Origin of the sequence: Pseudoalteromonas sp. MelDa3, from assembly GCF_002863625.1 — a bacterium.
Classification (GTDB): Bacteria; Pseudomonadota; Gammaproteobacteria; order Enterobacterales; family Alteromonadaceae; genus Pseudoalteromonas; species Pseudoalteromonas arctica.
Genome location: NZ_PJBR01000069.1, coordinates 1 through 26,843, shown reverse-complemented (window position 1 = coordinate 26,843; position 26,843 = coordinate 1). Strand labels below are relative to the sequence as shown.

20 protein-coding genes are annotated in these 26,843 nt (G+C 38.9%); 7 read left to right on the top strand and 13 right to left on the bottom strand.

What is annotated here, in order from left to right; genetic code table 11:
* Positions 1-11: 11 nt before the first annotated feature.
* Positions 12-221, bottom strand: coding sequence for a hypothetical protein (locus CXF89_RS13235; RefSeq protein WP_024590275.1), 210 nt, complete (start codon positions 219-221; stop codon positions 12-14).
* 201 nt (positions 222-422) lie between these two features.
* Here CXF89_RS13235 and CXF89_RS13230 point away from each other — a divergent pair, with 201 nt between their 5' ends.
* From CXF89_RS13230 to yegD, 6 genes are all read left to right on the top strand, one after another.
* A complete protein-coding gene (locus tag CXF89_RS13230; RefSeq protein WP_007581304.1) occupies positions 423-1,283 on the top strand; it encodes a mechanosensitive ion channel family protein in 861 nt (286 codons plus the stop codon).
* Between the two features lie 433 nt (positions 1,284-1,716).
* Positions 1,717-3,993 carry a TonB-dependent receptor gene (locus tag CXF89_RS13225; protein WP_121954877.1) on the top strand — a complete coding sequence of 759 codons (2,277 nt, stop codon included), beginning with the start codon at positions 1,717-1,719 and terminating at the stop codon, positions 3,991-3,993.
* A 104-nt stretch (positions 3,994-4,097) separates the two neighbouring features.
* The gene (locus tag CXF89_RS13220; RefSeq protein ID WP_121954876.1) at positions 4,098-4,397 is read left to right on the top strand and encodes a hypothetical protein; all 300 of its coding nucleotides are present in this window, start codon (positions 4,098-4,100) and stop codon (positions 4,395-4,397) included.
* 75 nt (positions 4,398-4,472) lie between these two features.
* Entirely contained in the window at positions 4,473-5,129 is a 657-nt protein-coding gene (locus CXF89_RS13215; protein WP_121954875.1) for an HAD family hydrolase, read from the top strand.
* 33 nt (positions 5,130-5,162) lie between these two features.
* Positions 5,163-6,002 (top strand): DNA ligase, encoded by an 840-nt coding sequence (locus tag CXF89_RS13210; RefSeq protein WP_121954874.1) that lies wholly within the window; start codon positions 5,163-5,165, stop codon positions 6,000-6,002.
* A 62-nt stretch (positions 6,003-6,064) separates the two neighbouring features.
* Positions 6,065-7,429: a molecular chaperone gene (gene yegD, locus CXF89_RS13205; protein ID WP_024607177.1), complete on the top strand. Its 1,365-nt coding sequence runs from the start codon at positions 6,065-6,067 to the stop codon at positions 7,427-7,429.
* A 19-nt stretch (positions 7,430-7,448) separates the two neighbouring features.
* Here the strand turns inward: yegD and CXF89_RS13200 are convergent, their stop codons facing one another.
* From CXF89_RS13200 to CXF89_RS13190, 3 genes are all read right to left on the bottom strand, one after another.
* Positions 7,449-7,913, bottom strand: coding sequence for a methylglyoxal synthase (locus tag CXF89_RS13200; RefSeq protein ID WP_002958191.1), 465 nt, complete (start codon positions 7,911-7,913; stop codon positions 7,449-7,451).
* Between the two features lie 67 nt (positions 7,914-7,980).
* The gene (locus CXF89_RS13195; RefSeq protein WP_010555134.1) at positions 7,981-8,625 is read right to left on the bottom strand and encodes a LysE family translocator; all 645 of its coding nucleotides are present in this window, start codon (positions 8,623-8,625) and stop codon (positions 7,981-7,983) included.
* On the bottom strand, positions 8,622-9,821 hold the full coding sequence (locus CXF89_RS13190; protein ID WP_121954873.1) for a multidrug effflux MFS transporter: 1,200 nt from the start codon (positions 9,819-9,821) through the stop codon (positions 8,622-8,624). The genes CXF89_RS13195 and CXF89_RS13190 overlap by 4 nt, the downstream gene beginning before the upstream one ends.
* Positions 9,822-10,003: 182 nt before the next feature.
* On the opposite strand from CXF89_RS13190, the gene CXF89_RS13185 reads away from it, so the two are divergent.
* Positions 10,004-10,477, top strand: coding sequence for a hotdog fold domain-containing protein (locus tag CXF89_RS13185; RefSeq protein WP_121954872.1), 474 nt, complete (start codon positions 10,004-10,006; stop codon positions 10,475-10,477).
* 21 nt (positions 10,478-10,498) lie between these two features.
* Here the strand turns inward: CXF89_RS13185 and CXF89_RS13180 are convergent, their stop codons facing one another.
* The 9 genes from CXF89_RS13180 to bcsB form a co-directional block, all read right to left on the bottom strand.
* Complete coding sequence (locus CXF89_RS13180; protein ID WP_121954871.1) at positions 10,499-10,981, bottom strand: bactofilin family protein; 483 nt, start codon at positions 10,979-10,981, stop codon at positions 10,499-10,501.
* Positions 10,971-12,134 carry a M23 family metallopeptidase gene (locus CXF89_RS13175; protein ID WP_101217791.1) on the bottom strand — a complete coding sequence of 388 codons (1,164 nt, stop codon included), beginning with the start codon at positions 12,132-12,134 and terminating at the stop codon, positions 10,971-10,973. The genes CXF89_RS13180 and CXF89_RS13175 overlap by 11 nt, the downstream gene beginning before the upstream one ends.
* Before the next feature lie 144 nt (positions 12,135-12,278).
* Entirely contained in the window at positions 12,279-13,592 is a 1,314-nt protein-coding gene (gene fahA, locus CXF89_RS13170; RefSeq protein WP_121954870.1) for a fumarylacetoacetase, read from the bottom strand.
* Positions 13,593-13,728: 136 nt separating this feature from the next.
* Entirely contained in the window at positions 13,729-14,775 is a 1,047-nt protein-coding gene (hppD, locus tag CXF89_RS13165) for a 4-hydroxyphenylpyruvate dioxygenase (RefSeq protein ID WP_121954869.1), read from the bottom strand.
* A gap of 303 nt (positions 14,776-15,078) precedes the next feature.
* Positions 15,079-17,826, bottom strand: coding sequence for a metallophosphoesterase (locus CXF89_RS13160; protein ID WP_121954868.1), 2,748 nt, complete (start codon positions 17,824-17,826; stop codon positions 15,079-15,081).
* A gap of 146 nt (positions 17,827-17,972) precedes the next feature.
* Positions 17,973-19,466: a peptide MFS transporter gene (locus CXF89_RS13155; protein ID WP_121954867.1), complete on the bottom strand. Its 1,494-nt coding sequence runs from the start codon at positions 19,464-19,466 to the stop codon at positions 17,973-17,975.
* A 246-nt stretch (positions 19,467-19,712) separates the two neighbouring features.
* Entirely contained in the window at positions 19,713-23,531 is a 3,819-nt protein-coding gene (locus tag CXF89_RS13150) for a cellulose synthase subunit BcsC-related outer membrane protein (protein WP_121954866.1), read from the bottom strand.
* Positions 23,522-24,652 carry a cellulose synthase complex periplasmic endoglucanase BcsZ gene (gene bcsZ, locus CXF89_RS13145; protein ID WP_121954865.1) on the bottom strand — a complete coding sequence of 377 codons (1,131 nt, stop codon included), beginning with the start codon at positions 24,650-24,652 and terminating at the stop codon, positions 23,522-23,524. The genes CXF89_RS13150 and bcsZ overlap by 10 nt, the downstream gene beginning before the upstream one ends.
* Entirely contained in the window at positions 24,652-26,838 is a 2,187-nt protein-coding gene (gene bcsB, locus CXF89_RS13140) for a cellulose biosynthesis cyclic di-GMP-binding regulatory protein BcsB (protein ID WP_257983223.1), read from the bottom strand. The genes bcsZ and bcsB overlap by 1 nt, the downstream gene beginning before the upstream one ends.
* Positions 26,839-26,843: the final 5 nt, after the last annotated feature.

The window sequence follows — 26,843 nt, the reverse complement described above, 5'->3', positions numbered from 1 at the left end:
GTCATAATTGCTTAGTTATATCCAAGTACAAATTTTCTCTCAGAGCCAAAGTTGCTAGGTTGTTGTTGGCCAAACTCTTTGTTGATAGATGCCAGTGTTTGCTCTTGTTCTGCAAGAAGGCACAAAATTTTATTTCGGTAATCTAGGCTGCTTTCAAATAAATGTAAGTCTACCTGCGGCTGCAAAGTAGCGAGTCTTTGATTTAAAGTAAGTTGTGTCATATGTGATCTCCAGTGCTTGTACACTATTTATATAGCACTCGGTGCAATAAAGAGTTAATAAATTGTTCATAAAAAGCATATTGAACTTATTAACTTGGCGTTTTAGTTATATTATGACTGCTAAACTTACCCAACACTGAACCGCTTTCACTTTATAGCGATTTTAATTTAAAGCGCTCCTTTGCTTGTTTTGGAAAATAAATGACCTTAGAACACATAAACCAAATTCTTGCCTTTGTTGTATTTAGTTACAGCGATGTACACATTACCGTAGCAAAAATTATTAAAGTGCCTTTAATACTTTTCGCTATTTGGTTTATTGTGACGCGTATTGGCAAGCTAATAACAAAAACATTATTGGCAAAAAAACTAAGCCAAGATGCCGTGCATTTATTTACACGTATCTACTTTATTTTAAGTATCGCAATTTTAATTTTTACATCTTTAGAAGTATTAAGCATACCGCTGACTGCGTTTGCTTTTGTGTCGGGTGCAATAGCCATTGGTGTAGGCTTTGGTGCGCAAAACATAATAAATAACTTTATTAGTGGCTGGATATTGATGTGGGAACGCCCAATACGTATTGGTGACTTTTTAGAGGTAGGGAATGCAAAAGGCGTAGTAGAAACAATTAACACTCGCTCAACGCGTATTCGCCGAAATGACGGCGTACATATGCTTATTCCTAATTCTCAATTGCTCGAAAATACAGTAACAAATTGGACGCTAATAGATGGCAATGCACGCTCATCGGTCAGTGTAGGTGTTGCATACGGTTCAGATGTGATACTGGTTAAAAAGCTTATTCAACAAGTGCTTGATGATCATGAAGCAATATTGGCTAATCCAAAGTCGTCGGTATTATTTGATGACTTTGCTGATAGCTCGCTCGTATTTAATGCTATTTTTTGGGTGTGCGCCGAGTCTGAAACCATGCTTAGAAAAGTGCGCAGTGATATTCGTTTTAGTATTTACGCTGTATTTGAAAAGCATGATGTAGTGATTGCCTTCCCTCAGCGCGACATTCATATCGACGGTGAAATTGCGTTTAAGCGCTCATAATCCAAATACAGTAGCTATTTAAAGTCATTTTTGGATGGCTTTATTTGTATATAAGTAGATGTTTCTATTTTAGGTTAACATGTAAAACAATCCATTCTTCCTACTCCAGTTTATTAAAACCAACAAAGGACATATGTCCGCACTATTAGGTTTTTGCATCTAAATAGTGATAAAAATGCGTAATCTTGTAGTTAAATGTTGCAAAAAAGTTTCTAATTATGTCAATATTTATGCAGTAAAATTATTACAAAATGATATAATCTTAATCGTTCGTTCAGCCTTATAGCATCGTTTTTGTACTCTCGATAATAAGGTCCGCGCGCATGACGCAAGTCGCGAAAAATTGAACGAGCCCGCAACTTACCTTCAAGGTATAAGTAGCGCAACACAAAAAACCGTTGAACAAGAGTGCACAAAAAAGGTTAAACCCAACATGAAAGCAATGAAAAGATCTACGTTAGCCACCCTAATCAATGCAACGTTGTTCTCTGCAGTAGCAGGTACTTCATTTTCTTCTTTAGCCGCTGAAGAAGCAGCTAAAAAAAGTAATCAACTAGAAGTTATTCAGGTAACAGCTCGTAAACGTGTAGAAAACGCTCAAGAAGTACCAGTAGCAGTATCTGCTCTACAAGGTGATAACCTTGATGCGTATAGCTCAGCTGGTATGGATATTCGTTTTTTAAATGCGAAAATTCCAAGTTTATCAATTGAATCTTCATTTGGTCGTTCATTCCCACGCTTTTACGTTCGTGGTTTAGGTAATACCGATTTCGATTTGAATGCATCACAACCAGTATCACTTGTTGTTGATGAAGTCGTTCAAGAAAATGCAATTTTAAAAGGCTTCCCAGTATTTGATGTTGAACGCGTAGAAGTATTACGTGGACCACAGGGAACTTTATTTGGACGTAACACGCCTGCTGGCCTTGTTAAGTTTGATACTGTTAAACCAAGCCAAGAATTTGATGGTTATGGCTCTGTTTCATACGGTAGCCGCGGTGCTGTAGACACAAGTGGCGCTGTAGGTGGTGCTCTTACTGACCGTTTATCTGCTCGTGTTTCATTATTATGGCAAGATAAAGACGATTACATTGATAACCAAGCGCCAGGCTTTGAAGCGAAAGATGAGCAAGGTGGTTACACTGAAAAAGCAGCGCGCGTTCAGTTTTTATATGAAGGCGATGATTTTACTGCTTTATTAAACTATCACACACGTGATTTAGACGGCTCTCCAATTGCCTTTCGTGCAAACGTAATTAAACCTGGCACAAATGAGCTTGTAGATAACTACGAAAGTGATGTTGTTTATCAAGATGCCGCATCACGTTCTACTCAACAAGTAGAATCTGAAGGTGCAAGCTTAAAGCTTGAGTGGGAACTTAAAAACCACACAATCACTTCAATTTCTGCATGGGAAAGCGCTGAAATATATTCTCGCGCTGACATCGATGGTGGTTACGGCGGTTTTGACGCTGCACCAGAAAGCGGTCCTGAAATTATTTTCTTTTCTTCAGAAAGTGCTGATGGCATTCCAGAACACGACCAATTAACGCAAGAGCTACGTTTATCGAGTAACTTTGATGGTGATTTAAATTATCAAGTAGGTGTATTTTACTTTGATGAAGAGCTAACTATTGAAAACTTTAGTTATGACACTGAGAAAGGCGGTGTTTTAAATGGATATGTTCGCCAGCAACAAGATACAACAGCTTGGGCTGTATTTGGTTCTGTAGATTATACTTTTTCAGATGATTTAAAAGTAACTGCAGGCCTTCGCTACTCTGACGATGATAAAGATTTTGTAGCAGACCGTACAATTAGCCCGATCGGCGGTGGTGCTTTACTTGTAGAACGTGATGTTAGTGACAACCATGTTAGCTGGGATTTATCTGCAAACTACAAAGTAAACGATGATGTTAACTGGTACGGCCGTGTAGCAAACAGCTTCCGAGCACCTAGTTTACAAGGTCGTATTTTGTTTGGTGATGATGTAACTACTGCTGAGTCAGAAACTGTAACATCGTACGAAACAGGTATTAAATCAGACGTGTTAGATGGCCAAGGTCGTGTTAACGCGACTGTATTTTACTACACAATGGATGACCAGCAACTTACTGCTGTAGGTGGTGGTGCTAACTTTAACCGTTTAGTTAATGCAGATAAAACGACTGGCTATGGTTTTGAGTTAGATACGCAGTGGGTATTAAGCGATGAGTTTAATGCAACATTTAACTTAAGCTACAACAAAACTGAAATCAAAGATAACGATTTAGCTGTGGCTGTTTGTGCTCAATGTACGGTTACAGACCCGACTTTCCAAGTAGCTGGTGCATTTGGTCCTGAAGATCGTGCAATACTTGATGGTAACAGCTTACCGCATGCGCCTGAGTGGATCTCTAACTTTACGCTTCGCTACACTAAAGAATTAGCTGATGGTAATTTCTTTGCTAGCGGTGATATTTCTTACCGTAGTAAAATCAATATGTTCCTTTACGAATCAGTAGAGTTTGAAGGTAAAGAGCTTATTGAAACAGGTCTTCGTACAGGTTACACATGGTCTGAAGGCGATTACGAATACGAAGTAGCTGCGTTTGTTCGTAACTTGTTTGACGAGCAACAAGTTATTGGTGCTGTAGACTTTAACAACAATACAGGTATTGTTAACGAAGAACGCTATGTTGGTGCTGAATTTAAAGTTAACTTTTTCTAACCGTTAACCTAAATAGTATTAATTTTAAAAGCCTGCCTTGTGCAGGCTTTTATGTTTTTATAAAGCTGGTAAAGTAGCGTTAATTAATTTAAAGAGATAAAAAGATGGCTGGATTTTGGAATTACCGTGTAATTTTTTGTGAAGCAACGAAAGACGAAGCAGCGCAATATCAAATACACGAAGTAGAATATAACCTAAATGGTAAAGTAACTAACTGGTCAGAAACTGGCGCAGCCCCTTTTGGTACAACACTTGATGAGTTGAAAGATGACTCAGATCGTTTAAAAACAGCATTTGAAAAGCCTGTACTTAAAGTTATGCGTAAAACGCGCGGCTACGAGCTTGTTGATATTGATACGGGTGAAGAAGCAACGGGTGAGCCGCCAGCAGGCTTAACGCAATAACTGTATTTATATAAAAGGTGCTTAAGGCGCCTTTTTTATTGTCAAAATTTAGCTCAAGTTAAATAAGGAATGAGGATGACATTAGAAGCAGTATTATTTGATATGGATGGCACATTAGTTGATTCAGAAAGCATGCACTTTGTATGTTGGAGTCAACTACTTAAGCCTTATGGTGTTAGTTATTTAGAAAGTGATTTTTGTCAGCGTTTTTCAGGACGGCCTACTTTAGAAGCTGCAATAGAAATTAAGCAAGAGCATAACTTATCAGTAACCGCACAATTTTTAGCGGATGAAAAATACCGTTTATTTGGTGAATATGTAATAACACATTTACCCCCCCTGATGCCGTTTACAGAGCAAACGTTGAAAGCTGTAAAGGCGAGTGGCTTAAAAATGGCATTAGTAACAGGCAGTGCTAAAAGTGAAGCCATGCCAATACTTAAAGGTTTAGGCTTTTATGAACTGTTTGACACGGTGGTAACAAAAGACGATGTAACTAATCCTAAACCTGCAGGAGACCCATATTTATTGGCGCTTAAGCAAATAAATATACAAGCTGGCAATGCAATTGCTGTTGAGGATACATTTACCGGCGTTACGGCTGCCAACAACGCCTTGTTACGTGTTGTAGCCATTGCTAATAGCCATACTCAAGATCACGATTTTAGCCAAGCTACCTATAAAATGAGTAACTTAGATGAGTTTTGGCAATGGGTGCAATCTCAACTATAGTTTAAGCCAACTTTTACTTGCTTGGATGCGCCAATGTTTACTATTAAACACCTGCTTTTAATTGTTGTACTTTTTACGCAATGTATAAGTGCAGCACAACCCTCTGTTTTACTGGCTAAAGTATATAACGAAACTAAACATTACGATGTAAGTAAGTATTTAGTTAGTGAAAAATATGATGGCGTAAGAGCTATATGGACCGGCACGCAGTTTGTTACTCGCAAGGGCAATATTATCAATGCGCCGAGTTGGTTTACAGCGCCATTGCCAAATGTATGGCTTGATGGTGAGCTATGGACCAAGCGTGAGCACTTTTCTGCGCTTAGTGGCATAGTAAGAACTAAAAAACCTAATAATCATGATTGGCAAACTATTACTTATAAAGTATTTGATATGCCAGATGAAAATCTGCCTTTTAGCACTCGCTATAAAAACTATAATGAGCTTATTACTAGCCTAAACTCGCCGCACATTAGTGTTGTAGTCCAATATAGCTTTACTAATAATGAGCAGCTCACAGAGTATTTTGAAAACATAACTAAGCAGGGCGGCGAGGGCGTAATGCTTCATTTGGCTAGTGCTAAGCACAGCAATGGTCGAAGCAATGCATTACTAAAACTAAAGCCTTATTTAGATGCAGAAGCGGTTGTGATTGCACATTTACCAGGTAAAGGAAAATACCAAGGTATGTTAGGGGCATTAAGGGTAAAAACAGCACAAGGGCAGGTGTTTTCTATTGGTACTGGGTTTAGTGATGCAGAGCGCTCCACGGCGCCTGAGATAGGTAGCACTGTAACGTACCGATTTCATGGATTAACAAAAAACGGTTTACCGCGTTTTGCTAGTTTTTTACGAGTAAGAGATAGTTTATAACATTTATAATTTTTACAAAGTGTGCTAAATTGCGCGGCCTTTTTGGTAATGTATGGTGAAGTATGTTTGTAGGTTTTGATTACGGTAGTTCTAATTGTGCTATGGGTGTAATGAGCGAGGGTAATGTTCAATTAGTACCGCTAGAGCAAGGAAAACATTACTTACCGTCTACACTTTACACTCATCACAGTGCCTTGGTTGTTGACTTTGTTGCTAAGCACTTACATGGCACAGCCCATGAGCATGACTTTTTAGCACAGCGCCAAGCATTATTAAATACCTTGCCTCGTATTAAGTCAGACCTTGATTTACAGCCTTCAGATGAAACCCTATTTATTGGTCGTGAAGCGATTAGCGAGTACGTGCAGTTCCCTGAAGAAGGCTACTTTGTTAAGTCCCCTAAATCATTTTTTGGCGCAACAGGTTTAAAGCAAGGTCAAATTAACTTTTTTGAAGATATTGCAACCGCGATGATCTTAAAAATTAAGCAACGCGCTGAGCTCTCTCTAGGTAAAACACTTACACAAACAGTGATTGGTCGCCCAGTAAACTTTCAAGCTGTGGGTGGTGAGCAGTCAAATCAGCAAGCCGTTGGTATTTTAGAACGCGCTGCTAAACGCGCTGGTTTTAAAGACGTAGAGTTTTTATATGAGCCACTTGCTGCGGGTATCGATTACGAGAGTGATTTAACTCAGGATCAAAAAGTACTCGTTATTGATATTGGTGGTGGTACGAGTGACTGCTCGTTTGTACAAATGGGTCCGAGTTTTAGAGGAAATAGCCAGCGCGATGGCGATTTTTTATCTCACAGTGGTAAACGTGTTGGCGGAAACGATTTAGATATTGCTTTGAGCTTTCATGGTTTAATGCCGTTATTGGGTTTAGGCAGTACGTTTAAATCAGGTCTACCTTTGCCTAATCAAGCGTTTTGGCAAGCGTGTAAAATTAACGATGTAAACTTACAAAGCCAATTTTATAGTGAAAGCCATACCCGAGAGCTAAATGCACAATTACGTGATGTAAGTGCGCCTGAGCTTTATAAGCGTTTAATACATTTACAGCAAAACAAGCAAGGTCATCAGTTAGTACAACAAGGTGAAGCGGCTAAAATAGCACTTTCATCAGCTAGTGCGTTTGATTGTGATTTAAGCTTTTTAGATAGTGGGCTGAATAAAAATGTATCGGTAAGCGATTTAGCTGTTGCCGTTGAGAGTAGTATTAGCCAAATAGTTACTTTAGCAAAACAAGCAATCAGCGACGCTGCGACCACGCCAGACATTATTTACTTAACAGGCGGTAGTGCACAATCACCATTGATTAAAGCGGCTTTAAGTGAGCACTTAGGCAATATAAAAATGGTTAACGGGGACCACTTTGGTAGTGTAACTGCTGGCCTGACTAAATGGGCCAGCATGCTTTATAAATAACCTAGATTACAATTGAGGTTTAAAGATCTATTTGTCGGGTTGCGAGGTATTTTTCGTAATCTGGCAATGTACGTTCAAGCTCTACATCCATAAGTGGTGAGCTTAATAACATATCTGCACTCACCTCATTACACGCCACCGGAATATTCCAAACAGCGGCTAAACGCAGCAGTGCTTTAACATCAGGGTCATGAGGCTGTGATGCTAATGGGTCCCAAAAAAATATCAAAACATGTATCTCATGTTCAGCTATTTTAGCGCCAAGTTGTTGATCGCCGCCCATAGGACCACTTAAAAGCTGAACTACATCAAGTCCCGTGGTTTTTTGAATTAAATGCCCTGTAGTACCTGTGCCATATAAAGTGTGCTTACTTAGTATTTCTTTGTGCTTTTCACACCATAATTTTAATGCTGCTTTTTTACCGTCGTGGGCAACTAAAGCAATATTTTTTTGTGCGGGAAGAGATTGTGTTTTTTGTTCCATGCTGATTCTTTTTTATTAGTTAGCTTAAACTCTGGGTAATAAATCTCTTAACCAAAGTGCAGGTTAGTTAAAATAATAGATTGATAGCAAGGGCTATAAATACAATGCCGGTGATCCTATCAATCCAAAGTTGGCTATTTGGGTTACGTCTAAAAAACTGTGCAATTTTGTCGCCAAAATAAATATACGTGCAGTCAATCGGAAAAGCAAAAATAGGGTAAAGCAAGCCAAAAAAAGCGAGTTGAAAAGTAGCAGATGAAAGCGTTGGATCTACAAATTGCGGAATAAATGCAATAAAAAACAACGCCACTTTAGGGTTTAGTACTTCAGTCATCATTGCTTGAAACATGACATTACTTTTTTTACTGGTACTTATATGCGGTTTATCGGTTTGCTTGTCATCAGATATAGGCTCTGGCTGCTTTAGCGTGCCTTTAATCATCATAAGCCCCAAATAACATAAGTATGCTGCGCCTACATATTGCACTGCGGCATAGGCACTTGGGGAAGCTTTTAGGACTGCGCTTAGGCCTACAACAGCAAATAGAGTATGAATAACCCCACCTAATGCAAAACCAAAAGCACTTTGCATACCGGCGCTTCGACCATTAGCAAATGTTTGTGCCATCAAAAATGCATTTGATGGCCCAGGTGCTACAGCCATTAAAAAGCTGGCTAATAAAAACGAGACTAAAAAATCAGGATTGATCATTGAGCGCTTTTAGTTGGGTGCAAAGTATGTGCTTTTTTGCTCATTAAAATAAGCCAAAGCGGAACTAGCAATAATAAGTGAAAAGCAATTAACCACGGTGTACTTAACCCTAAATGTTGGGTTAAAACAACGAGTATACTCGCGCCACTCATTTGCATAGCACCAAGTAATGCCGAGGCTGTGCCTGCTTGTTTAGGAAAGCTCGACAGAGCCATACCTGCAGCCGACCCTAAACTTAAAGCAAAGCCTAATGCTGCAATTAAAATAGGTAACATAAGCGCAAATGCCGTTTCTATACCGCTAAGCGCGAGCATTAATAACCCTGAGAAAACCAGTATACTTACGCCTACACGCAAAGCGCGCTGGCTATTTCGTTTAATGTACGTTGGTAATATAAAACTTGCGACAATACTTATTACGGCATTTAGCGTAAACCAAAAAGTAAAGTCGGCTACTGTGCCGCCTAAATGTGTAATGAGCCAGCCTGGTGCGAGCGTTACGTACACTAATATAGCCGACATGGCGACCATACAAATTAGACTATTAAACAAAAATATTGGTGTTTTAATAATCGGTGTAAAGCGACGTAAATCTAAAATATGCCCCTGATAATGGCTATCAGCAGGACGAGTTTCTCTAAAAAAGAATAGCGTAACAACAAGCCCTACAATGGCAAACGCGGTTAAAAACATAAAGTTCATACGCCAGCCAAATTGTACGGTAAGCCAAGCTCCTAAAATAGGTGCCATTGCCGGAATAAAGCACACAATCCCGTTAAGGTAAGTGATCATTTGTCCACTTCGTTCACTACCATATTTGTCACGCACTATCGCAAATGCGACAACAAATGTGGCACAGGCTCCAAAACCTTGAAGAGCACGTGCAATCATCAATACTTCAAAAGAAGGCGAGTAATAGGCAAGTAATGCTGAGCCTGCATATAAACTTATACCCACTATAGCCACTGGCTTTCGGCCAAACCTATCGGCCAAAGGCCCCGCAATTAATTGGCCTAAACCTACTGTTAGCATAAAAATAGCAACGGTTTGCTGAACTTGTTGTTCTGTAACTGCAAATTGTTCTGCAATAGTAGGAAAAGCGGGTAAGTAAATATCGATTGCCATAGGGCAAAATATAACGAGTAACGCTAGGATAAGTAACAAAGTCATATTAGGTTTAGCGGGCTGTGTTTGCATTGAGTCTCCTTTTGCCGAGTATTTTAGGTGGGCACTCGTAAAAAAGAAAGGGCTTATGACCCCTGTATAGGTTGTCATTTTTATTTTTTGATTGGATTAAGCTAAAAGGCAGTTTAAATGCACTTTTTAAAACTGGTCTGATGTGTTAATTTGAAAAAAGTAACTGTTGATGGAAAATAATAATGAGTAATAAATCTGCACTTGTACAAACATGGCATAAATTTAAGCGCCTACCTTTTGGGAATTGGCTTTTTACTAAAGCTGTTTGCTTTAAAGCGCCATATTTTGGTTCGATGAAACCTTACGTACTCGATCTTCGAGAAGGGCATTGTAGTGCGGTGGTAAAAAATCGTCGCAGCGTTCATAATCATATTGGAACTATTCATGCTATTGCGCAGTGTAACTTAGCTGAATTGTGTGCAGGTGTAATGGTTGATGCAACAGTTCCAGTTAAAACGCATCGTTGGATCCCAAAAGGCATGACAGTTAGGTATTTGGCTAAAGTAGATACAGGTGTAAGAGCAGTCGCTGAAATTGATTTACCGCATAAGTGGATTGATAAAGAAGACTTAGTAGTACCGGTTAAACTGTATAATACCCGCAATGAGCTTGTTTTCACTGCAGATATTACAATGTACATTACTGAAAAAAGGTAGCTTACGTTAAGCTGATTCTACTTAGTTTTTATCAGCGGCTTGTTTATTTACAAACGATAAGTCGCTGCCATCTTCCTTCAACAATGCTTTAACTTCTTTTGCGGGTTTAAGCTCTTTCGAAATTAGTTCAGGCTCTTCTTTTTCAAAGCGTTGCTTTAAACTGCCTTCAATTACTGCACCTGCATCAATACTCAATGTATCGTGAAACACATCGCCATGAACATGAGCGCCACTTTGTACTTTTACTTCACTGGCATTAATTGAGCCAATAACTTTGCCTTTAACAATAACGCTTTTAGCTTCAACAATACCTTCAACAACACCCGTTGAGCCAATAACTAAATGCTCCACTTTTATATCGCCATCAATGCGGCCATCAAGCTGTACTTCACCTTGGCTAACTAAAGTGCCTGTAAGGCGTACGTCTTCAGAAATAATAGACGGAGTGTGATTTACTCTTTTTAAATTAGAGCTAACTGTTTTTTGTTGTTTTCTACCAAACACGAGAAAGCGCCTTTGTTATTTTTAGAGGATTGACTTGTTTACCGTTAAGTAATACTTCGTAGTGTAAATGAGTACCTGTACTTCTGCCTGTGCTGCCCATTAAACCGATTACATCATGTTTAGTGATTGATTGACCTTTTTTTACTTTAATTTTATTTAAGTGCCCAAATCGAGTCACTAAGCCGTTTTTATGTTCAAGCTCAATAAAGTTACCATAACCACCATTGCGACCGGCACGAAGCACTACAGCGTCTGCTGGGGCAAATATCTCGGTTTTATGCCAACCGGCTAAATCAATTCCTTTATGAAAAGCATGATTACTATTCATTGGATCTTTTCTAAGACCAAAACTACTCGAAATATAATATTTAGCTTTAGCTAAGGGGAGGGTGTTTGGTAGTTCAGTTAAAAAGTTTTCTAAATTATTTAATGCTAATAACTTATCAACGATGGCTAAAAAATGGCTTGGAATTTTTGTTTCGTTAAATGTATCAAGTGGGCCACCTTGTGCGGTCGTTTGGGCACTTAATATTAAGTGTTGCTCAAGCGCTGACTCAATTCCTGCGCCTTTAACCATAGCTAAAATAGCTTGGTGACGTTCGCTAATTTGGTTATCTAAAAAGTTAAAGCTTTGTTCATAATGATTATTTAAGTTGGCAATTCTTGCTGCGAATGGAATTGGAGCTATTAACTGCGCCTGCTTACTTTTTGGATTTTCATCGACTAATGGTTCGTGAAATTCATTGCCATTTTCATTAATAGGTACATCAAGTTCTGTATCAAGCTTAATGACATCTTTGCTAATCGAAGCGGGAAGGGATTCTATCATGCTTTGCAGTAGCGCCTGCTTTTGCTCAAGTATTGCAAGTTGTTCTAATTGCGTTGCTTGCAGGGCTTGCTGTTCACTGACTTTTTGTTGCCAAAGTGTTTGCTTGTTTATTTGACTTTGTTCTATGTCAGATATTTTATTAGTTTGTGTGTAAACACGAAAGCTCGAAATACTCAGCCAAACAAAAGTGGCTAAAATAAGCGATGCTACAAGAAGTTGAAACCAAGAGGCTAAAACAACATGCTTAACTTCGCCATTTTGGCGAATAAGTAGCTGACGAGCTGGGAAAAATTTATGATAAAAAGACTTTATAAATACTGACATGGCATATAAACACTGGCTATTAACCGAATTAAGATAGCAATTTGAGTTAAAAAAGCTAGAAAAAAATTGTAACTGTTCAAAAATTAATAAAAAAGGGCTGCTTTTAGTAAGCAGCCCTTTTAATAATTATTTTTAATACTCGTATTACTTTGTAGGCAGTACTGTGCTCTCTACAGAGCCAAAACCTATACGTGCATAGCCTTCTTTTTCACACCAGCCGCGCATAATAACGTTATCGCCATCTTCTAAAAAGCTACGTTGTTCGCCATTGCTTAGCGTAATTTTTTCTTTACCGCCACGAGATAGTTCAAGTAAAGAACCCGCTTCTTCGTGCGTTGGGCCCGACTGAGTGCCCGAACCTAACATGTCACCTGGCATAAAGTTACAGCCATTTACTGTGTGGTGAGTAACCATTTGTGCCACAGTCCAGTAAGAGTGCTTAAAGCTAGATGTTGATACACGCGTTGGGTTATGGCCTTCGCTACGCATTTTTTGCGTTTGGATTTTAACATCCATTTGAATATCAAAAGCACCTTGGTCTCGATTCGCTTTTGACTCTAAATAGTCCATAGGCTGTGGATCGTTTTCATCACGCGTCCAGCTTGTTCTATAAGGCGCTAGCGCTTCGGTTGTAACAATCCAAGGCGATACAGTTGAGGCAAAGTTTTTAGCTAAAAAAGGACCAAGCGGTTGATATTCCCAAGCTTGTAAATCGCGAGCTGACCAATCGTTAAACACACAAAAGCCAAATACGTGGTTTTCTGAATTTTCAATCGCGATTGCATCGCCCAGTGCATTGCCTTTACCTAAGTAAATACCCAGTTCTAGTTCGTAATCAAGGCGTTTACAAGGACCGAATGACGGCACTTCTGCATCAGGCGCCTTAGTTTGGCCTTTAGGGCGATGAAATGTTTGACCCGATACGTCAATAGATGAAGAACGACCATGATAACCAATAGGTACCCATTTATAGTTAGGTAATAATGGGTTGTCAGGACGAAATAAACTACCCACAGCTGTAGCATGATAAATAGAAGTGTAAAAGTCAGTGTAATCACCGATACGACAAGGCAAAGAAAACTCTATATCAGATTGTGCTACTAGCGTATCGCTAAGCGCTTGTTGGTGCTCAGAGCCTGCTCGTAGTACTTTTGAAAGCGCTAAACGAAGTGCTGACCAATACTGCCCCCCTAAACCCATAAATGTATTTAGAGTTGCTTCACTTGCTGCATCAGCGGCTGTTTTAGCGTCACCTGTTAAAACATTTAATTTACTCAGTTTTGCTAAATCAATTACTTGGTCACCAATTGCAACACCACCACGAAAGGCCTCATCAGACCCTTTACGGCGAAACTCTGCAAACGGTAAGTTTTGAATAGGGAAGTCGCAATTATCAACATTAGCTGACTCTACCCAGCTGGTTAAATTAATATCGTGGGTTTCGTTAATTAGGCTCATTACATTTCCTTTGGATTTTACTGTATGGCGACAAGGTATAGTTTATTTAATCATACTTGTACTTGGCGCCATACTTTTTAAATATTAAAACGACAAAAAGCAGCGTAGTTCGCTGCTTTTAATTTACTCAAATATTTTATAAAACGCCGCGACGCTCTTGGTCGCGTTCGATTGATTCAAATAATGCTTGGAAGTTACCTTCACCAAAGCCACCATCATCAACGCGTTGGATCATTTCTATAAAGATTGGACCAAATAAGTTTTTAGAGAAAATTTGTAATAAATAACAATTTTCACTTTGGCTATCTACGAGTATCTGGTGCTTACGAATTTTTTCTTTATCTTCAGCTACCCAAGGTACACGGTCAAAAATAGTATCGTAGTACTCTGGGATAATATCGAGCGTTGCAATTGTTGATTTATCCAGCTTATCAAGAGAACTTACTAGGTCATCTGTTAAAAACGCTAAATGTTGAACGCCTGGGCCATTGTACTCACCAAGGTATTCATCAATTTGGTTGTTATCGTTACCTTTACCTTCGTTTATTGGAATAGAGAAGGTGCCGCATGGCGATTTAAGTGCATACGAAATAAGCGCTGTTTTTTGACCTTTAATGTCAAAGTAGCGTACTTCTGTAAAACCAAATACGTCTTTATAAAAGTTAGCCCATTTTTCCATGGTGCCTTTATAAACGTTATTGGTTAAATGATCGATTCGGATAAAGCCTTTATCTTCTTCAACATTTTGCGTTTCTAAATCTTCAAAATCACTTTCGTAAATAGTGCCTTTGTCGCCAAAATTTTCAATAAAGTAAATTAGGCTGTCGCCAATGCCATAAATTGCAGGGTAAGGCATGTTTTTATGTGTTGAATCAGTAGCTGGTTTTGCACCACGCTCTACTGCAGTTTCAAATGCTTTTTGCGCATTCTCAACACGCCAACCCATCGAACAAATAGCAGGACCATGGCTTTTAGCAAATTCTGCAGAAAAACCTTCACGCTCGTTATTCAGTAAAAAATGAATATCGTTTTGGTTGTAATAAACAATGTCTTTACCTTTGAATTTTTTAAGCTTAGAGAAGCCAAAATCAGTAAATACTTTATCCATATAATCAGCATCAGGTGTTGCGTATTCGGTAAATTCAATACCGACTAAACCTAAATAGTTATTTACTTCACTCATTATTATTACTCCCGCAATTAAGCACTGCGATTATGTGTTGTTGTCATATTGCAGTAGATAATCAACCAGATTTTTGATTTGGGGAAGAGGGGGGCACTATTTAGTGTGTAGTGTATGTGTAAATTTTATAGGACGGTTATTATAAAGTTACGTGTTTGTAATGCAGTTAAGTAAAATGAAGTTATATGGTATAGGATTGAATAGTGGTTTTTATTCTTAATGTGTTGTTTTTAAATAATAAAAAGGAGAGTTCACCTGCGTGAAGCCTCCTTTTAGAATGAACAAGCAAAAGCTTGGTTGTATTTAATTATTTACACTTTTAGAGTTGCCACCAAAGAACTTGTTACGTTGCTCAATCCATTGGTTTGTTTTTATCGCTGGCGCAGCTTGATAGTGACGTTCAATCGTTTGGTTTAACACTCGCGTCGGTTGCTCAAAGGACAACTTTTGTTGTGCGCCGCCCATACTTTTAATTTCGCCACGGGTCATAGCACGGCCCGCATAGAGTAAGGCATTTAAATAACCAGGGACTGTTTCGTAGCCATTATCAGTAAATAAGAGCACTGCTTTGTTGAGAGCCCAACGTTGGTCTATTTCTCCAAATTCTTTTACACCCGTTAATTCACCATCAATATATACTTCAAATACACCATTTATTGGTGCTGTGTAAAACACAAACGCTACACGATGCCATGTTTCTGGTTTAGTATCACCAAAATATCCACTTTTAAACGTCGCTTCACCATAACCGCCACTGGGATCAATAAATATATCTGCATCGTTTTCTAAATAATCTACTGTTTCAGTTTGCATTATCGCACGATAAGAATCGCTATCTTCTGATGGCCAATATAAATCCATTATTAGAGTGTAGTCAGATACCATACCGTCATTAGCATAATCACCATTTGCTTGTGTGTTTAATTCAATTTTTAAACCCTCTGTAGGTGAGTGATCAGTAAAAGCCATTACACCAGAAGGACCATCAGTTAAATCCCCAATATTAAGATCAGTGGTTGTCTCATAGCGGGTGTCTTCGGGGCCCCAACCGTCATTTTCTGGGTCAAAGTAGTTTAAAACCGATGGACCAAAGTCTGGGGTCAGTGGGTTTGTTGGATCGTCAAAGTTCCAAATTGTTATATTTGCAACATCTTGGCAAGCATTAAGCTGTGTGTCTGTATCAAGGTGAAGACATTGAGTTGTTCTAAAGCGCGCGTATTGATCAAGTAGCCACCATGCTTCGGCAATTGGCTTTACATCATTAAAAGTAACACTGCTAAAAAATAAATCTGGATTAAGTGCTGCACCTTTAAATAAAGCGACATTATAATTTGTTGTTACTTGAATATCTTCTGGCTTTAACGCAAACCAATCGGGTTGGCTGGCAATCATTGTTTTTAAATCAGTCCCTGTAACAGTTACTTGATACAGTGAATTAAAGCCAGGTGTGTTTGAAGGCTGTCTTTCAACATAAAATGCTTTGTGAAAATCTTCTTGTGTAACAGTGCCTGGCGTCCATCTTTTTTGTACAAGTTCAGGGTTAAGCAGCGCTGCGTTAATTGAGCTTGAATGTTTAGTTGCAAGTGCTGTTATTTCTGCAACTTCAAAGCTACTTGGGTAGTTTTCTGAAATGGCAATTTCTGTATCAGCATCGGGTGCATATCGGCCCATTATTTCATCGATAGCTAGCTTGGTTTCTTCGTCAGGTTCTATAGATGTTCGCGTATCTACATGTTGATAATCGTAACGACTTAGTGCTTTATCTGCAGTATTAAATACTAAATTTAAATCGGTGACTCCGCGAGCATAAAATTCTGGTTGAATGACTAAAGCATTATTTTCAAGCTCTATAAAGTCTTCACCACCATGAGTATGCCCACCAAGCACTAAATCTATACCGGGCACATTGGTTGCTATCTCAACGTCAGTTCCTTTACCTAAGTGGCTTAGCATTATCATGTAATCAACATCACCGCTGTATTGGCTTACAATACTTTGTGCGATTTGTTGCCACTTCCAACTCATTTTAAATTGTTTTATAAAGTCAGGAATAGGGTCATCTTCAATTGGCTCGTCAAGTTCATCCCATGGTACTGACGTCATCCCAAACACACCCAATGTTATGCAGCCAACCTGTACTTTAGCAAAGTCCACACCGCCAAAGCTCTTATTTTGCTCTCCCTCAAATCGGGTATTACTTGCAAGTACAATGGCATTATCGTCTTGTGAAAACTCAAGCAGCTTTTCAGGACCCCATGCATAGTCATGATTCCCTAAAACACGTAAATCAAAAGCCATTAGCTTTACGGTTTCATCAGAGGCTAAGCCTTGTGATATTTGCTCTGCAACGGTCCCTTTTTCGTAATCATCGCCACCATCGGTAAATAATGTATGCGGAGATTCGCTTAACGCTTTTTTATAATAAGCCTTGATACGACTAAAATACTGCTCTTGATACCCAAAGCGAGCATGCATGTCGGCAACGTGAACAAATCGTATAGATTGCTCTGTTGCATTTGCATCACATGTAGGGCCAATATCAGAAAATGCCACCGTACGTTGCATTTCTATTGCATAGCTACCTAGTTGGTTTACTTGTGCACTAACAAAGCCTTGCGATACTGTTGAATTAGTAATACTTGACCAAGAGTCTCCGCTCAAACGCGCAATAGTTAATTGGCCGCCTAATACATAGTCGTCAGGTATTTTTATAGTGATTGTCATTGGGCTAGAAAGTTGAAGTGTATTCGGGGTAAGCGTATGTATATCTGAAATGATATTTTTTGCTTGATTATTCTCATCAAGGACTAGTTTTTCGTAGGTTATTTCGGTATCGCTAGCCACTATTTCCCCAGGGGCATTGATAGTAAAGTTACCTTCATCTAATGACGTTTGTAAGCCATTAGCATTGGTAATAATTAAGCCACTAGGCTCAGGCTCTACAGGATCATTTGGATTTACTGTAACTTGATCTTCGGCTCCACCACAGGCAGATAAAAAAATAAGGAGAAATGCTATTAGAGTGGCACGTAATAATGTTAATGAATGCATATACTGCTGTCCCTGAGTCTATTCAATAATCAATCAGGACATAATACCAGTTAACGAGAGTGGGGCAAAGTTGAATAAAAAAATTCCCCCATAGACGCTATGGAGGAATGTATCGGTTATGTTGTTATATTTAAAATAGATAACAATTAAGAGGCTTTCTCTTCTAACCCTTGTTTTTCCCATACTTTAGCTTTAAAAGTCATTAGTACTAAAACAACACCAACACCAATGCTAAATAATGCAATTTGTAAGTATAAGTTAGGAATTTCATCAACATTGTTCGGATCGAAATTACCAGCAAGTAAACCTGCAATAATATTACCGATTGAGTAAGTTAATACAAATACACCCATCATTTGACCAGTGTAACGTTTAGGCGATAACTTACTTACAGCACTTAACGCTACAGGGCTTAAACAAAGCTCACCCACTGTATGTAAAAAGTACGTAGTAACAAGCCAGTAAGGCGCTACTTTTAAACCTTCAGCTGCGTAATGAGCCGCCATAAACATAACTAAAAAGCCAGATGCCATGATAATTAAGCCAATTGCACACTTAACGCTATAGCTAGGTGACACTAAGCTTTTAGATAAGTTAATCCAAAGTGCTGCAAAAAATGGCGATAAAGCAATAATAAACAGTGAGTTTAATGATTGAAACCACGTTGTAGGGATTTCAAACGTACCAATAAGGCGGTCAGTATAGTCGCGAGCAAATAAGTTTAATGACGAACCTGCTTGTTCAAAGCCAGACCAAAAACATGCAGATGCAATACAGACTAAAAATAGTGCCCACATTCTTTGTTTTTCGGCATCGGTCAATTTACCTGTAAAGTAAATAACACCAAAATAAACAAAAAAGATAATAGTAAATACAATCGCTGTGTAACCTGCAACCACTGTTGGATTGATTACAATTGCGCCGGTCATTGCAGCCGTAGTAACTGCAGCCGCTGCAATTACAAACGCAGCAATACCAACCCATGCGCGAGAAGTACCTTTAGGACCAAGTGGATTAGCAGGTAAAGCGCTATGCTCTGGTAAATTATTAAGTGAGCGCTTATATTGCACCAAACCAATAGCCATACCAACAGCTGCTGCACCAAACGCCCAGTGCCAACCTACGTTTTCCATAAAGTAACCACAAACGTAGTAACCAATTAAAGAACCTAAGTTAATACCCATGTAGTAAATAGCGTAACCGCCATCACGACGCTCATCAGCATCACTGTATAGTTGGCCGACCATTGCGCTGATATTTGGTTTTAGCAAACCAGTACCTGTCGCTACAAATATTAAGCCAACGAAGAAAGAATAATCATGTGGAATAGCCAAAATAATATGGCCAATCATAATGATTATACCGCCATACCAAACTGCTTTTTGACCACCAAACAATCTATCTGCTAGCCAGCCACCTGGTAAACCTAAAAAGTATACCGCACCTGTGTATAAACCATAAATTGCAGCAGCTGATGCAACAGTAAAGGCTAAACCTTCTTCTTGTAAGCTTGCTGTCATGAATAATACGAGCATAGCTCGCATACCGTAATAACTCATTCGTTCCCACATTTCAGTGAAGAACAATGTTGAAAGTCCTTTAGGGTGGCCAAACCAGCCACTATCTGGAGCTGAACTCATATTTACTTCCTAACTTTAAGTATTGTTATGATGGCCTTATAATTTTTTGCTTTAGCTATTTTAGAATTTGTAACCACTAAAATGCTCGACCATCAGTATATTATTTGTAGCTAAGATAATGATTTGCTATATGGCAGTAACACCACAAGGTAAGAGACACACCCTTATCCTAGTTACAATTGCGCTCAAGTATACATATACCTTAGTGCTAGGGGAAGTGTTCGCGGTGTATCACCTTATGCCAAGTTAGAACTCAGCATAAGGAACAATAGGGGTGCCTGGAAACTCAAGTGTTCCGTACACAGGATTAAAGTAGTAACGTATATAAAGCTGACCAAAATTTGGTTCGTAAAAGTCAGAACGATCGATGGCTAAGTAACCACCAAAGAACCAATTCGGCGTTATTCTATACTCAAAACTACCTTCAAGATTATATGAAACACCAGAACTTGTTTCACCTTCAAATACAGGGTCAACACCTGTTATTGATTCTATAGCGTATGCGTCTAATTGCAGATTAGTGTTGTTGGGGAAGAAATCAATAGATTGAGTTTTTGTTTGCGAGTACGAAACACCGGTTTTTAATCGATAAACAAAATCATCGCCCCAACGCGCGTCATAAGTGAGTGGCACAGATAAACCTACATAGTTTTGTGGGCTGTAATAACCACCATGACCCCATGTTTCTTCACTTAAATTATACTTGTATGCCCAATGTAATAAGCTAGCGCCTGCGGTAAATTCACGCTCTTGATTGCTAATTACACGGTAATAAGTACCACCCATCATACGATAGCGTTGGTTGTCTTTTACATTTTGGCCTTTATACAGGGTAAAGTCGGCACTTGACCAAAAACCCCATTTTCCGCCTAAGTCGTGCGATACATTAGCAGTTAGGCCTGTAGAGCGCACACCACCCCAAACTTCACCTGTTTTTACATCTTTAAGACCTGCATAAGAAAGTACCGAACTTGTAACTGGGCGTTTTTCAAGTTCTAGGCTGTATCCAAAGTCGCCAAAACTGTCTGCGTAATTTACACCCCATACAATGTCTTCAATTAAAAATCCGAGTGGGGTCGTACCTATATCTACACGCCAGTTTTCATTTTGCCAACCAATACCTACATCTACACCACTTTCCTGTGGTGTCACTTCATCGATTGAACAAGTGAAAATACATAAAGCACCTTGTCCATAGCGGCTGCCAGCAAATTGCTCATCAAAGCGCGTTGTTTGTGCGCTAATAGTAGTCGGGTCTACTTTAATAAACCCTTGGCCTTGCCAAAGCGGAAAGTAAGCTTCAATCGGGACTAAGCCTGCCCCAAGTGTTGCTTCACTTTCGGTACTTGTTTGCCCACTAAAGTTAACACCAATAGCAATGTAGGCTTGGTTTTTATTTTGCTCGTTTATCAGTTCTCGTTTAGCACCGTTTACATACCATTCATCGTTTTCATCTATTTTTGAAAGCGCTCCGTAAAGCTCTTTTTCATTTAATGTACGATTAGGTAATAGGGTTTGCGCGTACCAAGATTGTGCTTGTTCGGTTTCGTTGAATTTGCTGGCTACTTGAGCGCCTAAATAACGTAGTTCTTGATCGTTGGGTGACTTTTCAACAAGTTGCTTAGCTAAGTAAAGTGCATCCCCTGAGTAATTAAACTTATTGAGAGATGACATGATTTGGCGTTGCAAATAACCTTCTTGCGATGTGGTTTGCGTAATCGCTTTTTGCGTAACTTCTTTTGCTTGAAAGTCGTCCCCAAGTTCTATGTATGCATTAGCAATAGCGAGTAGTGCTTGAGGCTCTATGGTTTGTTTATTTTGTACTTTTTGCTGATACAAAATAACGGCCGCTTCGCGCTGTTCAAGTGCTAAATTTGCATTAATAAGGGCAGTAGTTGTTGCTGGAGTATTTTTATATTTTTGATCCAGCTGGTTAAGCTTAGCGATTAAATCACTACCATTGTAATACTGAGTAATATAGCTATTTTGTAGCTGTACATATTGAGTTGTTTCGTTTTCAGTTGCGCTCTCTGGTAATACGTACTTTTCAAACCATTGCTTCGTTTTATTTTCATCACCTTGCTCTAAAAGCCACTCACCATAAAGTGTATGCCAATAAGCAGAAAGAGAAGGCTCAGCTTCCAGTGCTTTGTTTATAAGTTTTATAGCGTGTTTTTTTTCATTAATTCGATACCAGCTTCGCGATAACTCTGCCTGCATAGCGGGTGTTAAATTTTGTGCCTCTAGGTTGCTTAAATGATAGATTGCAGTGGCTTTATCTTTAGCATCAAGGTGGCGCTCACTTTGTGTCAAAGACTCATTAAGTTGCAGCTGCTGTTCAAGCGCAATAATGTCTTTATCTCTGGATTTAAATGGAATGTACTGCAATGTTTTAATAGCACCTTGATAATCATCAAGGGATCGTAAAAAAAGCGCGTGGCTGTAACGAATCTGAGGGTTTAACGGAAATTGCCACAGCACATTATTAAATAAAGCGCGGGCCTCTTCTGTCAGCCCCTTTTGTTGGTATATAAAGGCTAAATCGTAGTATAACCAAGGCTGTTCTGGCGCTATTTCAATAGCGTCTTTTAGTACTTTTTCGGCTTGCTCTAAATCTCCCGACTGTGCAAACGTATTTGCCTTTGCGCGGTACTGACTACTTAAAGATACAGAATAAGATTCTTTAATTAGTTTCTTTTGATTAAACGATAAACTGTTGTAAAAAGAGGTTAGGGCTTTTTCATTCTGCTCTAATTCAGCTATTTCAAGTAGACCTATTAAAGCGCTGCTATTAAGTGGATCACTTCTTAAAACAATTTGATATGTAAGTGCAGCCTGTGAATATTGCCCTTGAGCAAATTGTAATAAACCTTTGTTATATATTACTGTATTAGTTTCTTGTTCTAAGGTGGCTGCTAAATCAAGCTTAAGCTTAGCCGTTTTAAATTCTTTATTATTAATAGCATTTTTAGCTTCGCGTATATAAAGCCAAAGCTTAGCTGTTTTTGCTAATTCTTGTAGTGTTTCACGTTCAGCGAACTCAGTTGTGTACTTTTGTGCACGAGTAAAATATTGATACGACTTTTGGTTTTCACCAAGGCGTAAATAGAGTGTGCCAAGGCTTCGCATTATAGCGCCGTCTTGCGGTCGGCCTCTTAAAGCTTTTAAAAGTAAAGGCTCTGCGGCAGCAAGTTTATTTTTCTCAAGTAATTTATCGCCTCTTACCCAAAGTTGATAGGCGGGGTCGGCAAGAAGTGTTTGACGTTTTTTATAATCTTTTAGAAAGTCTTGGTATTGTAATTCACCTTTACTACTAAAAGGATAAAGAGTGAAATAGCGCTGATACTGCTCAACTGTATCATTCGTTAAGGGCATTTCTAGCAAAGCACTAAGCCAAATATATTCTACTTCATTAATAAAAGTAGGGCCTGCGCCATATTTACTTAAAATATCAATCGCTTTTTTATCTGTAAGATTACGTCTAAGTAGGTGACGGGCATAAGCAATTTCTATCTGCGCAATACTTGGGTAGCTTTGAGCTAATTTATTATAGCCTTTTTTAACACTTTCCCATTGTGAGCTATCTTGTCCATACCAGCTTAAATGCTCAAGCTCGTAATCTAATGTAGGGTAGACGTTTTTAAAAATATTATTATAGATTTCGCGAGCTTGTTCATAACGACCCGCACGAGCCAATAATTTAGCTTGCTGAATTGAAGATTTGTCTTTTCCTTCAGTACGCGAAAGGACTTTTAGCTTTTCAACGCACGGAGCCTGTTTGGTAAGCCCATTATCTATTTTACTTAGTAATTGGTTGGCTTTCGCTGATTCGCCATTGGCAAAATCATAACGCGCTACCGCGCACTGTGTTTCTATGCGGGCAGGGGCGATAGCGACTAGCTTTCGTAAGCTATCTTCAACTAGTTTTTTATTTTGCTGTGCTTCACCAATACCTATTTGGCTTAGTAACCAATCAACAGATTGCGTATCAATATCGTTGACTGTGTTAGCGCTTAATCCAGAGCTAAGCGCTAATGTGCAAGCGAGGGCAAACCTTAACGGCATTCAGTGCTCCATACCGGTTGTAGCGTCCCATCTGCTGTAATTGAAAAACGCTTATTTAAAGCACTTGTACCAAATAAGTTAAGTACGCTGTCGTAATAACGAGTCTGGGTAAATGATTTATCAATCATTAGTTTTTGCTGGATCGCCATTACTGTAGAATTATCGTTATTAGTCGCTAGTAAAGGTAATAGAGCTGAGTTAAAGCCTAGAGGGCCTCTTTTTTCAGATTTTCCTGATTTAGCAAAAGTATTTAAAGGCACGTAACCACGTTTATTAATTGTTTCTATAAAAGGGTTAAATTGCGCTAATAGCTCTTTTTTATAAGGTGCGTTGTCTGCCATCATACTTGCCCATAAATACACTCTAATAGCGTTGTAACTGCCCAAGTCGCTCGTTTTTTTATCGTAGTAAAAACCGTTATTTGCATCAAACATTACCCAGTCAGGGCTAACACCTTGCTTTGCTGTATCTAAAATCAACGTTGCTGAGCCTTCGTGCAGTTGATGCCAAGGCGAGTGTGGATAAAGCTTTTTAAACTGCTGATAAATAAATAACGGTGAGTAGCTTGGGTTTAACTTAAAACGCTCATTATCAAATTCAAAACCAGTAGGGGCGGGTAGTAATGATAAACCTAGGCCCGATATATAGGCGGTTTCTTCACGCATTATTCGCTGTGCAAGTACGGCTGCTAATATGCTGTAGCGGCGGTCATCCCAAAGAATAGCAGCTTGCGATAAACTGTATGCTATCCATAAGTCAGAATCAGACGCAGGATTTGAATCTAAAATTCCGCCAACATTTTGATTGTTAACACCCCATTGCCATGCTGGTAAACGAGTGCTTAAATCACCTTCTGATAAATGTTCTTGCGTCCAATCCAGGACTAGGTCAAACATTGCTTTATCATTTGCTACGACAGCAAAAAACAAGGCATAAGACTGGCCTTCAGAGGTTGTGATTTTTTGCTCACTCCCCAAATCAATAACGCGACCATCTTGGCTTATAAAGTTACTTTTAAACGTTTGCCATGCATCCCATGGTTGGCATTGCTCTATTTGTGCATTGGCATTAAAGGTAAATAATGCAATCACGGTAAAAAATACATTAATGAGTGACTTCATTACTTATCTCCTTCAGCTAATCGTTTGTATGTTAATGCTTGCAGTAATCGCCATATTATAAATGAGATCAACAGTAGTGTTAAAATAGACAATAGCGCCAGTACAAATGGGTGATCCGATAAATGGAACCAAATTAGGGTATGCACAGGAATATGACCAACAAAATATTGCTCATCAGTTTTAATTGTCTTAATGCCTTGAGAATTTATGACCGCAGCACTGCCTTTAATTTGCGCAAGAGCTTCTGAACTCATTAACGCATCATCTAGTAGAGTAAAGGCTTTTTGTGATGTTGCACTAAGCGATACAATTGAACGCTCTGAATCAAACGGTGATTGAAAGCCAGTAATAACGGCCATATCACCACTACTTTTTATACTTACTTGGACTTTATCTGTTGTCTGCTCATCGTAAGCACCATTGTATATGGCTTGTTTTATAGCGCGCTGATTGTTATCAAGCAGGATATTGGTTTGCGCATCTTCATCTAAGTTATTAGCAATGCTATTAGGTTTTGCGATAACTAAGATATCTTTATCATCTAAGTTGGCATCTTCATTTAAATGAGCAACGCTTATCCTATGAGCTGGGTAGCCTGTAATAGCACCAAAGTGGCCTGTTAAATTAAACAATACAGATAGTGCTTTAGGTGATGGAACTTCATCTATCAATACTAAAGTTTGTTGTAAGTCTGCGTATTTTGTAAATGGGAATCCGCTGTTTGCAAATACATTTAAATCAGGTAAAGCCATGTAATGATCAAACCCACTTACATCAATGTTAGAGTTTCCATCAATTACCCCGTACTCGCCACCAGGTGGAGCAACGGCACATTCGCCTTTTTTAAGTACTGCAAATCTAAAGTCAAAATTTAACTCATTTCGGCTGGCAAGATTAATACCGTCTAATGAAAAGTCTTCAGCGCTTTGCGTTGTGTCTGTATTAGCAATTAAAGGCAGCAACGTTTTAGCGGTAGTTAACGATGTGTCTTTTTTATCAAGTAAAAAACCACTTATAAATTCTTGGTTTATTAGCATGTTTAAACGTGAATTTAAGGTTTCGCTCTCTGGCGTATTACGGTATTGCAAAGTAATAGGAATACCTTTTTCACGCCAAGTAAATAAATCAGGTGCAAAACGAACATTTAATTTTATAGGGCCGTTGTTAAGACCCTCAGCTTGTAACTGAGTTGGGTAGTCAATAAGCTCGTCGAAGTGCACGGGACGATCGTTTCTTAGCCATCTCGGCGCATCATAAGCTTTACGCAGTGGGAGTTTGTTAATAGCTTCGATGCTTGCACTTAGGCCAGTCATAATTTTATGACCAAATACAAGACCAGTGACCGCTGTTTTTAAGTCTTTTTCATCACGCCCCAAAATTAACAGCATTTTATTGTATCTGTGAATAGGGCTTGAAATTAGCTCGACGGTTGGCTTTTCAACATCTGGATAATCTTTTAAAAAATCAGGTTTTGAGTCATTAGTAATAAACACCACACTGTGCTGCTCTGGTGCATTATTTAAAACGACTGGAAAGTTAGCGCCACGCCAGTCAGCTTGTGCGCCAAACCAACTAGATAAAGTGGCTGCAGCTTCGATTGCTTGTGTATTAGGTGTGCTTGCAAATACAAAAGGTAAGTTTAATTTGTTGTAATCTTTAGCATCAAAAAATGGTTCTGGTAAATATTCAAGGCGGCTATCAATTGCTAACTGTTTTTGATCAAGCGTGATGTGGCTTGATTTGTTTATTTCAGTCCAAATTGAGCGGCTAAAGTAATCTTGGCATCGTAAGTCGTAGTAGCCAACTAGTTCAAAGCGAATTTGGTTGTAGTCTTGAATGTATTTAGCATTTAGGTCTAGGCTATGACTTACCGTATTTTTTACAATACTTAATTGCTCATTAATAGGTAAAACAGTAACTAAGTTATCGTTAAAATAAACTTTTAAATGCGATACATTAGCCAGCAATGAAGGTGAGTTGGTGTACGAAAAGTTAAGCTTTAGATTAGTGCTTAATTTATCAATTCTATTTGTGAAATCGACTCGAGAATTATTATTCACGCCGTCGAGTTTATAGTCGTTGAACCCTAACTTTTCAAAGCTAAGACGTAAACTAGAAACCTGAGCGCTCTCAGGGTAGCCATTTACAAACATAGTTTTGTCGTGCATAGGCTCGATAGCGAGCACTTGAT

Coding starts and splice junctions, on each gene's coding strand:
- CXF89_RS13195 (WP_010555134.1), bottom strand. CDS start 8,625: ATGATCAATCCTGATTTTTTAGTCTCGTTTTTATTAGCCAGCTTTTTA.
- hppD (WP_121954869.1), bottom strand. CDS start 14,775: ATGAGTGAAGTAAATAACTATTTAGGTTTAGTCGGTATTGAATTTACC.
- bcsZ (WP_121954865.1), bottom strand. CDS start 24,652: ATGAAGTCACTCATTAATGTATTTTTTACCGTGATTGCATTATTTACC.
- CXF89_RS13220 (WP_121954876.1), top strand. CDS start 4,098: ATGGCTGGATTTTGGAATTACCGTGTAATTTTTTGTGAAGCAACGAAA.
- CXF89_RS13185 (WP_121954872.1), top strand. CDS start 10,004: ATGAGTAATAAATCTGCACTTGTACAAACATGGCATAAATTTAAGCGC.
- CXF89_RS13235 (WP_024590275.1), bottom strand. CDS start 221: ATGACACAACTTACTTTAAATCAAAGACTCGCTACTTTGCAGCCGCAG.
- CXF89_RS13225 (WP_121954877.1), top strand. CDS start 1,717: ATGAAAGCAATGAAAAGATCTACGTTAGCCACCCTAATCAATGCAACG.
- yegD (WP_024607177.1), top strand. CDS start 6,065: ATGTTTGTAGGTTTTGATTACGGTAGTTCTAATTGTGCTATGGGTGTA.
- CXF89_RS13150 (WP_121954866.1), bottom strand. CDS start 23,531: ATGCCGTTAAGGTTTGCCCTCGCTTGCACATTAGCGCTTAGCTCTGGA.
- CXF89_RS13155 (WP_121954867.1), bottom strand. CDS start 19,466: ATGAGTTCAGCTCCAGATAGTGGCTGGTTTGGCCACCCTAAAGGACTT.
- CXF89_RS13230 (WP_007581304.1), top strand. CDS start 423: ATGACCTTAGAACACATAAACCAAATTCTTGCCTTTGTTGTATTTAGT.
- fahA (WP_121954870.1), bottom strand. CDS start 13,592: ATGAGCCTAATTAACGAAACCCACGATATTAATTTAACCAGCTGGGTA.
- CXF89_RS13190 (WP_121954873.1), bottom strand. CDS start 9,821: ATGCAAACACAGCCCGCTAAACCTAATATGACTTTGTTACTTATCCTA.
- CXF89_RS13160 (WP_121954868.1), bottom strand. CDS start 17,826: ATGCATTCATTAACATTATTACGTGCCACTCTAATAGCATTTCTCCTT.
- CXF89_RS13215 (WP_121954875.1), top strand. CDS start 4,473: ATGACATTAGAAGCAGTATTATTTGATATGGATGGCACATTAGTTGAT.
- CXF89_RS13210 (WP_121954874.1), top strand. CDS start 5,163: ATGTTTACTATTAAACACCTGCTTTTAATTGTTGTACTTTTTACGCAA.
- CXF89_RS13200 (WP_002958191.1), bottom strand. CDS start 7,913: ATGGAACAAAAAACACAATCTCTTCCCGCACAAAAAAATATTGCTTTA.
- CXF89_RS13175 (WP_101217791.1), bottom strand. CDS start 12,134: ATGTCAGTATTTATAAAGTCTTTTTATCATAAATTTTTCCCAGCTCGT.